This is a genomic window from Pseudomonas sp. SED1, from assembly GCF_034044025.1.
Taxonomy (GTDB): domain Bacteria; phylum Pseudomonadota; class Gammaproteobacteria; order Pseudomonadales; family Pseudomonadaceae; genus Aquipseudomonas.
In genome coordinates this window covers 1-9,499 of sequence record NZ_JAXCIS010000112.1, presented here as the reverse complement: position 1 = coordinate 9,499, position 9,499 = coordinate 1, and the positions used below count along the sequence as shown (strand labels likewise).

Annotated in this window: 9 protein-coding genes; 4 read left to right on the top strand and 5 right to left on the bottom strand. The window is 61.6% G+C overall.

Annotated elements, in window-relative coordinates; translation table 11 throughout:
- Both SNL23_RS14540 and SNL23_RS14535 read right to left on the bottom strand, forming a co-directional pair.
- On the bottom strand, nucleotides 1-384 hold a 384-nt coding region (locus SNL23_RS14540; RefSeq protein ID WP_318302567.1), incomplete at its 3' end, for a YbaN family protein.
- Nucleotides 385-404: 20 nt separating this feature from the next.
- Nucleotides 405-992: a UPF0149 family protein gene (locus tag SNL23_RS14535; RefSeq protein WP_017477430.1), complete on the bottom strand. Its 588-nt coding sequence runs from the start codon at nucleotides 990-992 to the stop codon at nucleotides 405-407.
- 330 nt (nucleotides 993-1,322) lie between these two features.
- On the opposite strand from SNL23_RS14535, the gene recQ reads away from it, so the two are divergent.
- Together recQ and SNL23_RS14525 are read left to right on the top strand one after the other, a co-directional pair.
- The gene (gene recQ / locus SNL23_RS14530) at nucleotides 1,323-3,449 is read left to right on the top strand and encodes a DNA helicase RecQ (RefSeq protein ID WP_076015124.1); all 2,127 of its coding nucleotides are present in this window, start codon (nucleotides 1,323-1,325) and stop codon (nucleotides 3,447-3,449) included.
- A gap of 121 nt (nucleotides 3,450-3,570) precedes the next feature.
- Entirely contained in the window at nucleotides 3,571-4,005 is a 435-nt protein-coding gene (locus SNL23_RS14525) for a MarR family transcriptional regulator (protein WP_076015125.1), read from the top strand.
- Nucleotides 4,006-4,138: 133 nt separating this feature from the next.
- Here the strand turns inward: SNL23_RS14525 and SNL23_RS14520 are convergent, their stop codons facing one another.
- Nucleotides 4,139-6,328, bottom strand: coding sequence for a patatin-like phospholipase family protein (locus SNL23_RS14520; protein WP_076015126.1), 2,190 nt, complete (start codon nucleotides 6,326-6,328; stop codon nucleotides 4,139-4,141).
- 83 nt (nucleotides 6,329-6,411) lie between these two features.
- On the opposite strand from SNL23_RS14520, the gene SNL23_RS14515 reads away from it, so the two are divergent.
- Nucleotides 6,412-6,699 (top strand): SelT/SelW/SelH family protein, encoded by a 288-nt coding sequence (locus tag SNL23_RS14515; protein ID WP_318302566.1) that lies wholly within the window; start codon nucleotides 6,412-6,414, stop codon nucleotides 6,697-6,699.
- On the opposite strand, the gene SNL23_RS14510 is transcribed toward SNL23_RS14515, so the two are convergent.
- Complete coding sequence (locus SNL23_RS14510; protein WP_318302565.1) at nucleotides 6,693-7,583, bottom strand: DMT family transporter; 891 nt, start codon at nucleotides 7,581-7,583, stop codon at nucleotides 6,693-6,695. The two genes, SNL23_RS14515 and SNL23_RS14510, sit on opposite strands and share 7 nt — an antisense overlap.
- A 154-nt stretch (nucleotides 7,584-7,737) precedes the next feature.
- Nucleotides 7,738-8,529 (bottom strand): helix-turn-helix transcriptional regulator, encoded by a 792-nt coding sequence (locus tag SNL23_RS14505; RefSeq protein WP_318302564.1) that lies wholly within the window; start codon nucleotides 8,527-8,529, stop codon nucleotides 7,738-7,740.
- A gap of 133 nt (nucleotides 8,530-8,662) precedes the next feature.
- Here SNL23_RS14505 and SNL23_RS14500 point away from each other — a divergent pair, with 133 nt between their 5' ends.
- A complete protein-coding gene (locus SNL23_RS14500) occupies nucleotides 8,663-9,472 on the top strand; it encodes a UDP-2,3-diacylglucosamine diphosphatase (RefSeq protein ID WP_003214618.1) in 810 nt (269 codons plus the stop codon).
- Nucleotides 9,473-9,499: the final 27 nt, after the last annotated feature.

Genomic DNA, 9,499 nt, shown 5'->3' with positions numbered 1-9,499 from the left:
CGGTGCCTTGGGCAATGTCTTCTGCCGCAAAATATAAACCGTCACCAACACCGCACTGGTCAGCATGAACCCTCGCGCCCAAACCAGCGGCACCAGGTAGCAGGAAAACCCGATACTCACCCACATCAACCCAATGGCATACACCTTGCCCTTGAGCGGAATCCCGTTGCCATCCAGATAGTCACGGATCCACGGCCCCAGGCGCGGGTGTTCCACCAGCCATTGGTAGAAGCGCGGGGAGCTACGGGCGAAGCAGGCGGCAGCCAGCAGAAGGAAGGGAGTAGTGGGCAGCACCGGCAGAAAGATGCCGATCACCCCAAGCACTACGCTCAGCCAGCCGATGGCCAGCAGAACGTAGCGCGTGATCACAGAGCGATTGCCCATGGGCGCCACGGGCAACGGTCTTAGTGGTGGCGAGGCTTGAGGATCGCCGGCTTTTCGTCAGGTGCGTTGCACAGCAGGTACAGGGCGGTCAGCGCTTCCGGGATCTGAACGATCATGTCGTCCATCAGGTTGGCGTCGGAGGCGATGTCGGAGAACTCAGGTTGCTCGTCGAACAGGCCGGAACCGACCATGATCGGCAGCAGCATTTCGCTGACTTCTTCTTCAGCCGTTTCGAACCAGGCCTCTTCACGCAGGAACACGCCTTCCATGAAACCGATGCACCAGCCGCGCAGCTCGGAATCGTCCGGGTCTTCGCCGAGGTCCAAGTCGCAAGGCAGCTCGAACTCTTCATCGGAAGCCAGTTGGCGGCCAATGTGAGCCTTGAGGGCCAGCAGGGTGGATTCGATTTCTTCGCGCTGGGCGGCATCACTGTAGTGAGGCTCTTCAGAGAACAGTGCGTCGATCCATTCACGATCAGGCACGACATCGGAGCAGATCGACAGCGCGGTCAGATAGCCGTGGGCGGCCACGTAGTCCAGCGCCTCGTCGTGCAGCTCATCGGCATCGAGGAAGGCTTGCAGGCGGGTTAGTTGCTCAGCGAAGGACATTGACGGACTACCTTGGGAATAAACGATGGGCAATTCTAGGCTTTCTTGAGCGCCCAGGCCAGCTTGTGGGAGCGGGCTTGCTCGCGAAGGGGACAATTGGGTCTACCTGACGGAATGAATTCCCAGCATTTCGGGCCATTTAATGGGCCTGTGCAATTCACCAACGGCACCCATTGCCGGCTGACCCTCGGGTATACTGCCGCGTTTTGTGATGCCCCTACAGGCCAAGCGCCAGTCGCGGGAAAAGTTCGCTTACGGATTATTTCCCGCTCAAGCGTGCTTTTTCGACCAGCCTGTACAGAGGGATTTCGGCGATATTTGGAGTTTTTCATGCTCGAGCAGGCTCAACGCGTCCTCAAGGACATCTTCGGCTACGACAGTTTTCGTGGCCGCCAGGGTGCGATCATTGAGCGCGTGGCCAACGGTGGAGACGCCCTGGTACTGATGCCTACCGGCGGCGGCAAGTCGCTGTGTTTCCAGGTGCCGGCACTCCTGCGTGAAGGGCTTGCAGTGGTGGTGTCGCCGTTGATCGCCTTGATGGACGATCAGGTGGCCACCCTGGAAGAGCTCGGCGTTGCGGCCGCCGCGTTGAACTCCACCCTCAGCGCCGAACAGCAACGCGACCTCGCCGCCCGCATCAAGCGCGGCGAAGTGAAGATGCTTTACCTCGCCCCCGAGCGCCTGGTGCAGCCGCGCATGCTGGCGTTCCTGCAGAGCCTGGAAATTTCCCTGTTTGCCATCGACGAAGCGCACTGCGTGTCCCAATGGGGTCACGATTTCCGTCGCGAATACCTGCAACTGGGCCAACTGGCGGAGCTGTTCCCAAACGTCCCGCGCATCGCCCTGACCGCCACCGCCGACAAACGCACCCGCGAAGAAATCGTCGAACGCCTGCACCTGCAGGACGCCGAGCGGTTCCTCTCGAGCTTCGACCGGCCGAATATTTTTTACCGCATCGTGCCCAAGGAACAGCCGCGCAAGCAGTTGCTGGCGTTCCTTTCCGATCGGCGCAGCGACGCGGGCATCGTCTATTGCCTGTCGCGCAAGAAGGTCGATGAGGTCGCCGCATTCCTCAGCGAACAAGGCTACCCGGCGCTGCCGTATCACGCGGGCCTGCCCAATGAGCTGCGGGCGTACCACCAGAAGCGCTTCCTCAACGAGGAAGGCTTGATCATGGTCGCTACCATCGCGTTCGGCATGGGCATCGACAAATCCAACGTGCGCTTTGTGGCCCACATGGACCTGCCCAAGTCCCTCGAGGCGTACTACCAGGAAACCGGACGTGCCGGCCGTGACGGCCTGCCGGCGGATGCCTGGATGGTCTACGGCCTGCAAGACGTGGTGATGCTCAAGCAGATGCTGCAGAACTCTGAAGGCGATGAGCGCCACAAGCGCCTGGAACAGCACAAGCTCGACGCCATGCTCTCGCTGTGCGAAGAAACCCGCTGCCGTCGCCAGACCTTGCTCGCCTACTTCGACGAAGACATGCCGCAGCCGTGTGGCCACTGCGACAACTGCGTGGACGGCGTACAGACCTGGGACGCCACCGAGCCGGCTCGCCAGGCGTTGTCGGCGATCTACCGCACCGGCCAGCGCTATGGCGTCGGGCATCTGGTGGATGTGTTGCTGGGCAAGGACAACGAAAAGATTCGCAGCTTCGGCCACGAGAAGCTCTCGGTCTACGGCGTCGGCAAAGACCGCGCTGAAGGCGAATGGCGCTCGCTGTTCCGACAGATGGTCGCCCGTGGCCTGGTAGACATCGACCTTGAAGGCTACGGCGGTCTGCGCCTGAATGACAGTTGCCGGCCGCTGCTCAAGGGCGAAGTCAGCCTGGAGCTGCGCCGCGACCTCAAGCCGCAAACCACCCCCAAATCCAGCACCAGCCAGGCCAGCCAATTGGTGCGCTTCGAAGAGCGCGAACAGTGGGAAGCCTTGCGTGCGCTGCGTAAGAAGCTCGCCCAGGAACACAGCGTTCCGCCGTACGTCATCTTCCCCGACTCCACCTTGCTGGAAATGCTCCGCGAGCATCCCACCACCCTGGGCGAAATGGGCAGGGTCAGCGGCGTCGGTGCGCGCAAGCTGGAGCGTTATGGCCAGGCCTTCCTCGAAGTGCTCGGCGGTCAGGTCGAGGCGCCGAAAGAGGTCGCCGATATCCGCCACGAGCTGATCAGCCTGGCCCGTGCCGGCATGACCCCAATCCAGATCGCCGGGCAGTTGCAGTGCTCGGAAAAGAACGTCTACACCTTGCTCGCCGAGTCCATCGGCAAGCAGCAGTTGTCGTTGGAGCAGGCGCTTGATTTGCCGGAAGATTTGCTCGGCGAAATCCAGGATGCATTCCTGGATGGAGAAGGCGAATTGCCACCGGTTTCCGAGATTGCACCGCTGTTTACCGGGCGTGTGCCTGAAGGCGTTTTGTACTGCGTCAGGGCCGCTTTGCAGTCGGAATTCGAGATTTGATGTGCCAATTACGACAATGTAACGAATCAGTACATACCGGGTCTTGCCTACTGGCATGGGTCATGCTTAGCTGACTAATAATTAGCCACACTTTATTTTCAGTCTAATCCATGAGTTTTTTATGCCGTTAACCGATCAACACCGTTTTGGCATGCAGTTGGCGCAGATGTCCCGAGGTTGGCGTGCCGAGCTGGATCGTCGCCTGGCAGGTCTGGGTTTGTCTCAGGCACGCTGGCTGGTGCTACTGCACCTGGCCCGTTTTACCGAACCGCCTACCCAGCGTGAGCTGGCGCAAAGTGTCGGGGTAGAAGGGCCCACATTGGCGCGTTTGCTCGACAGTCTGGAAGGCCAGGGCTTGGTGCAACGCCAGGCCGTGGTGGAAGATCGCCGCGCCAAGCGCATCGTGCTGTGCGACACCGCGAAGCCGTTGATCGAACAGATTGAAACCATCGCCACGGCCTTGCGCCATGAGCTGTTTGTGGGTGTCGATGAAGAGGATTTGCGGGTGTGCATGCGGGTGCATGAACACATCCTCGGAAATCTCGAGAAGTCCTGATTTTCGAAACGCCGAAGATCAAAACATGTGGGAGCGGGCTTGCTCGCGAGGGCGGAGTGTCAGTGAATGCATGTGCTAACTGACACACCGCCTTCGCGAGCAAGCCCGCTCCCACATTGGTTTTGTGGTGTAGTCAGAACGTCTGCCCCAGGTTCAGATACACCGCCTGCTGATTGTCATCGTTAAACCCGTAACTGAAATTCAACGGCCCCAGCGGCGTGTCAAACCCCAGGAAAATGCTGGCGGCGTTGATGTACCCGCTGTCGTACTCATTGTCGTTGTTCCACGCTCGCCCACGTTCCAGTGACCCGCCCAGGTACAACGGGAAATCCAGCGGCAAGTAAGACCGCGGCGTCAGCCGGCGGTAGTAAACCGCGCGCATCAGGCTGATGTTCTGCCCGGCGATCGCATCCTCGCGAAAGCCCGACAGCTGCCGCGCGCCCCCCAGCAGGAAGCTGGAAATCACCACGTCCGACTTATCCAGGGTGCGCCCATAACGCCCGCCGAGGATCAGCGTGTCCGGCCCGCTGCTCATGGCCTTGTCCAGCTTGAATTCCCACTGGCGATAGCGTTGGTCCGAACCCAGTCCCGGTTCGAACTCACGGAAGGCCAGGCCGATGTCTTCACCGGTGTGGGGGAAGTACACGTTGTCGAACGAATCGAAGGAGTACTTCAGTTCATAGAAGCCTTCGCTGAAGTTGATGCTCGGCGAATCCCGGTCACCAATGCGTACATCCGCCTTGCCCCAGGCCTCGCCGACGCCGAAACGAATCTCGCCGCTGTTGCCGATCTGCCGGCCCACGTTCAGGCCGAAGCCGTAGCGTTCCAGGCGGTACTCGGAGATCGGGTTGTTGTCTTCGATCAGCTCAACGTTTTGCGCCTGGGCACTGATATAGGGCGCGACAAAGTAGCGCGAGCCGGTGTCCATCGGCTGATAGAACTCGCTGTAAAGCTCCTGCTTGTCACCGATCTGCACCCGGGTCAGCCATTCGGCGCCTAGGCGGTTGATGCCATTCATGCGGTAGCTGGCGCCGAGGTTGAAGGCGCTGTCGCCGCGCATGTCATCCGACAGGTTGAGCCCCAGGCGCAGGTAATCGGTGCCGCTGCGCTTACCCCGGGCGCTGATGACCAGGGTGTTGTCCTTGCCCTTTTTCACCACGCGGTATTGCACCTGCTCGAAGTAATCCAGGCCGTACAGGGTGCCCATGTCGGTTTGCAGGCGGGCCATGTCCAGTGGCTCGCCGAGGTTCTGGCGGATGTAGTAGCGGATCACCTCGTCGCCCACTTTGGAGTCGTTCTCCACCTTGATCGCGGTGATCACCGGGTTGCGCTCGCCGGGTGTGCGGGCGGCCACCAGTGACGGATCTACCGGCTCGGCAGGGCGCAAGTGTGCCAGGCGGACGTCGAGGGCGCGGGTAGCGCGATAGCCGGCGTCGATCATGTCCTTGGCGCGGCCGAAATCCGTCACGCCGTAGGCGGCCAATGACGGCTGGATCAGCACGTCGCGGGGGGCCAGGGCCTTGAGTTGTTCTTCGGAGTTGCGCCGGGTCATCAGGGTGATGGACTGGTTGAGCACGTCGACCACGGTGTTGAGTTGTTTGCGCGAGCGCAGCGGGGTGCCGATGTCGACGACGATGGCAATGTCGACCCCCATTTCCCGCGCCACATCCAGCGGGATGTTATCGGTCATGCCGCCGTCCACCAGCAGCCGGCCATCCAGTTCCACCGGGGCAAACACCGCCGGGATCGACATGCTGGCGCGGATCACCTGGGGCAAGTGGCCCTTTCGGAACACCACCTTTTCACCGCTGGTAATGTCGGTGGCCACGGCGCGGAAGGGGATGGGCAGCTTGTCGAAATCCCGGGTGTTACTGCTGTGGGCGAACATGCTTTCCAGCAGCAAGGCCAGGTTCTGGCCCTGGATCACTCCCAGTGGCAAGCCGAGGCTGCCGTCGTCGCGAAAGCTGAGTTTCTGTTTGACCAGGAAATCCCGGTCATCCTGCTTGCGCCGGAACGGCACGTCTTCCCGTGGCGGCGCGTCGGACAGGGCGAGCTTCCAGTCGATGTTCAGTGCGAGTTTTTCCAGCTCGTCGATTTTGTAGCCCGAGGCATACAGCCCGCCGATCACCGCGCCCATGCTGGTGCCGGCAATCGCATCGATGTGGATGCCTTGTTCTTCCAGGGCCTTGAGCACACCAATGTGCGCCAGGCCACGGGCGGCGCCACCGGAGAGCACCAGGCCGATCTTCGGGCGCGGGTTTTCGACGGCTTGGACGAGGACAGGGAGCAGGCACAGCAACAGGCAGGACAACAGGCGGCGCATCATCAATCTCAAGGCTGGACGATAAAGGCCGGTATTATAGCCACTCGATCCTTTCAACCCGCCAAGCAGGAGCCATTCAATTCATGTCAGTGGCCAAACCCGAGATTGTCATTACTTATTGCACCCAGTGTCAGTGGCTGCTGCGCGCCGCCTGGGTGGCCCAGGAGCTGTTGAGCACGTTCGCCGATGACCTCGGCAAAGTGGCCCTGGAGCCGGCCACTGGCGGTGCGTTTCGCATCACTTGCGATGGCGTGCAGATCTGGGAGCGCAAGGCGGATGGCGGCTTTCCGGAAGCCAAGGTGCTCAAGCAACGGGTGCGCGACCAGATCGACCCGCAACGGGACCTGGGGCACAACGACCGTACTCAGTGAACCTCGGCCGTGGTGGCCGGCTGCTTGGCCGGTTTGGCGCTGCCCATCAGGCCGGACACCACGATGGCGACGATGATCAGCGCGCCGCCCATCAGCATGCGCAGGGTCGGGGTTTCGGCAAACAGCAGCCAGGCCATAGTGATGCCGTACACCGGCTCCATGGCAAATACCACCGCGGCGGTGCGGGCCTTGAGCACCGCGAGGCTGGCGACAAACAGGCTGTGGGCCAGACCCGTGCAGAACACACCCAGCAGGCCGATCCACAGCCAGTCCAATGCGCGCACCTGCGCCAGTTCAGGCGCAGCCACCGGCAACAGGCACAGCGCTACCACGACGTTCTGGCACAAGGCCGCCTGCACCGGCGGAATGCGCCCACTGGCGCGGTTGTTCAGTGAGAGCAGCGAGAACAGCAAGCCGGAACCGACGGCCCACAACAGACCGCTGGTGGCCTGGCTGGCGAGGTTGAAGTCCGGCGTGACCAGCACCAGGCCGATGCTCACCAGCACCACCAGCAGGATTTCATTGGCGCGAATCCGCTCGCGGAAAATCAGGCCTTCGAGGATCACCGTAAAGGCCGGGAAGGTGGCGAAGCCCAAGGTGGCGATGGCCACACCCGCGACCTTCACCGCAATAAAGAAACTCACCCAATGCCCGGCCAGCAACAGGCCGCTGACCAGCAGGCGGCGCCAGTCGCGGGCTTGCAGCTTCTGCCAGGTGGTGTTGCTGGCGAAACGCGCGAAGATCGCCAGGGCAAGCACCGCGAAGGCGGCGCGTCCGAACACGATGATTGCCGGCGAGGCGGCCGCCAGTTTGCCGAACACGCCAGTGAGGCCAAACATCAATGCGCCGATATGCAGGGCGCCGAGGGCTGTGCGGGGAGTCATTGCGATCCTTAAACGACGGGTTTACAGGATCGCAGTCTAGAGGGTTGCAGGCGTTTGCGTCTGTCGTTGGGCTCGCGGGTTTTGTCGTAGGGCTCTTGCTTGGTGAAGATCCCTGTGGGAGCTGGCTTGCCTGCGATGCAGACAACTCGGTCGTTCAGATAGCGCGCGGTGATGCTATCGCAGGCAAGCCAGCTCCCACACTGTGCGGTGCTTGTCTGAAGGCTCGGGGCGAGAGGCCAAACTCGCGCAACATCGCCGCAGCAAATGCACTTTGCGAACCATAGCCAACCCGCGCGGCAATCTCGCCGATGGGCAATTGGCTGTTGCGCAACAGGTCGCGCGCCATCTGCAAGCGCCGGGTACGGATGTAGTCCATCGGCGTTTGCCCGCACTCCGCCATAAACCGCGCATGCAGACGGGCGACGGACAGGTCGGCGATCTTCGCCAGGTCGGCCACTTGCAGTGGGTGTGCCGCATGCCGCTGGATGTGCGCATCGAACGCGGCATACGGCAGGCGCTTGCCCGCCAGCGGCTGTACGAAATTCAGGCTGGCGAGCAGTAACACGGCGCCTTGCTGGGCGATCAGCGGATCGTCCACCGGGCTGCTTGCCAGCCACTGCACCAGTTGGGTTTGGCGATTGTCGAGGGTCAGGTGGGCGGACCGGTCGAGCAAGCGCCGGCTGGCGTCGGCATGCTCCCCCAGGGACTGCGCCAACCAGTGCTCATCGGGCACGTCCAGCACCAGGCAGCGGCTGCCATCGCGGCTGATACATGCGTGATGAGCGGCGTAGGGCAGCACCATCACGCTGCTGTGTTGCACCTGGCTGCCAAGGCCATCCACCTCGAAGTCCAGATGCCCGGACAGGCCAAACACCAGCTGCGCGTGGTCATGGCTGTGGGCGATGGGCTCTTCGACGTAGTGGCGTAGCGTGAGGTTGGGTCTCATCGCAGTCTCCTGGGCAGGCCCGCAGTTTACATCGCTTCGCCCGCCTTGGGCGCTGTCATCAGACTGACGCAACACTGTCATGGGCTATTAATCCCGTGGGCGCAAGCTCGCGAAAACCCCGTGAGGCATGCCCATGACCAGCGCCGAACTCGCCAAACCCAGCCGCAAGCAACGCGTGCGTACCCTGTGGATTTCCGATGTGCATTTGGGCACACGGGATTGTCAGGCCGAACACCTCTCACACTTCCTCAAGGGCTACCACGCGGACAAGGTCTACCTGGTGGGCGATATCATTGACGGCTGGAAACTGCGCAGCGGCATGTATTGGCCCCAGGCCCACACCAACGTGATCCGCCGACTGCTGACCATGAGCAAGCGCGGCACCGAGGTGATCTACGTCACCGGCAACCATGATGAGTTTCTGCGGCGTTATTCGAAGCTGATCCTCGGCAATATCCAACTGGTGGATGAAGCGGTGCACGTGACTGCCGATGGCCGGCATCTGCTGGTGATCCATGGCGACCAATTCGATGTGATCACCCGGTATCACCGCTGGCTGGCGTTCCTCGGCGATTCGGCCTACGAGTTCACCCTTACGCTCAACCGCTGGCTGAACCACTGGCGGGCGCGTTATGGCTACGGCTACTGGTCGTTGTCGGCGTACCTCAAGCACAAGGTCAAGACGGCGGTCAGCTTTATCAGTGATTTTGAGGAAGCGATTGCCCATGAAGTGACCAAGCGCGAATTGCACGGCGTGGTGTGCGGGCATATTCACCATGCGGAGATTCGCAAGGTGGGCGAGGTGGATTACCTCAATTGCGGGGATTGGGTGGAGTCGTGCACAGCGCTGATCGAACACTGGGACGGGCATATCGAGTTGTATCGGTTGGCGGATGCCCAGGCCAAGGAAGCGCAGCTAAAGGCCGAGATGGTCGCGGGCTAAGCCTCAACCCCACAGACTCACTCGGTC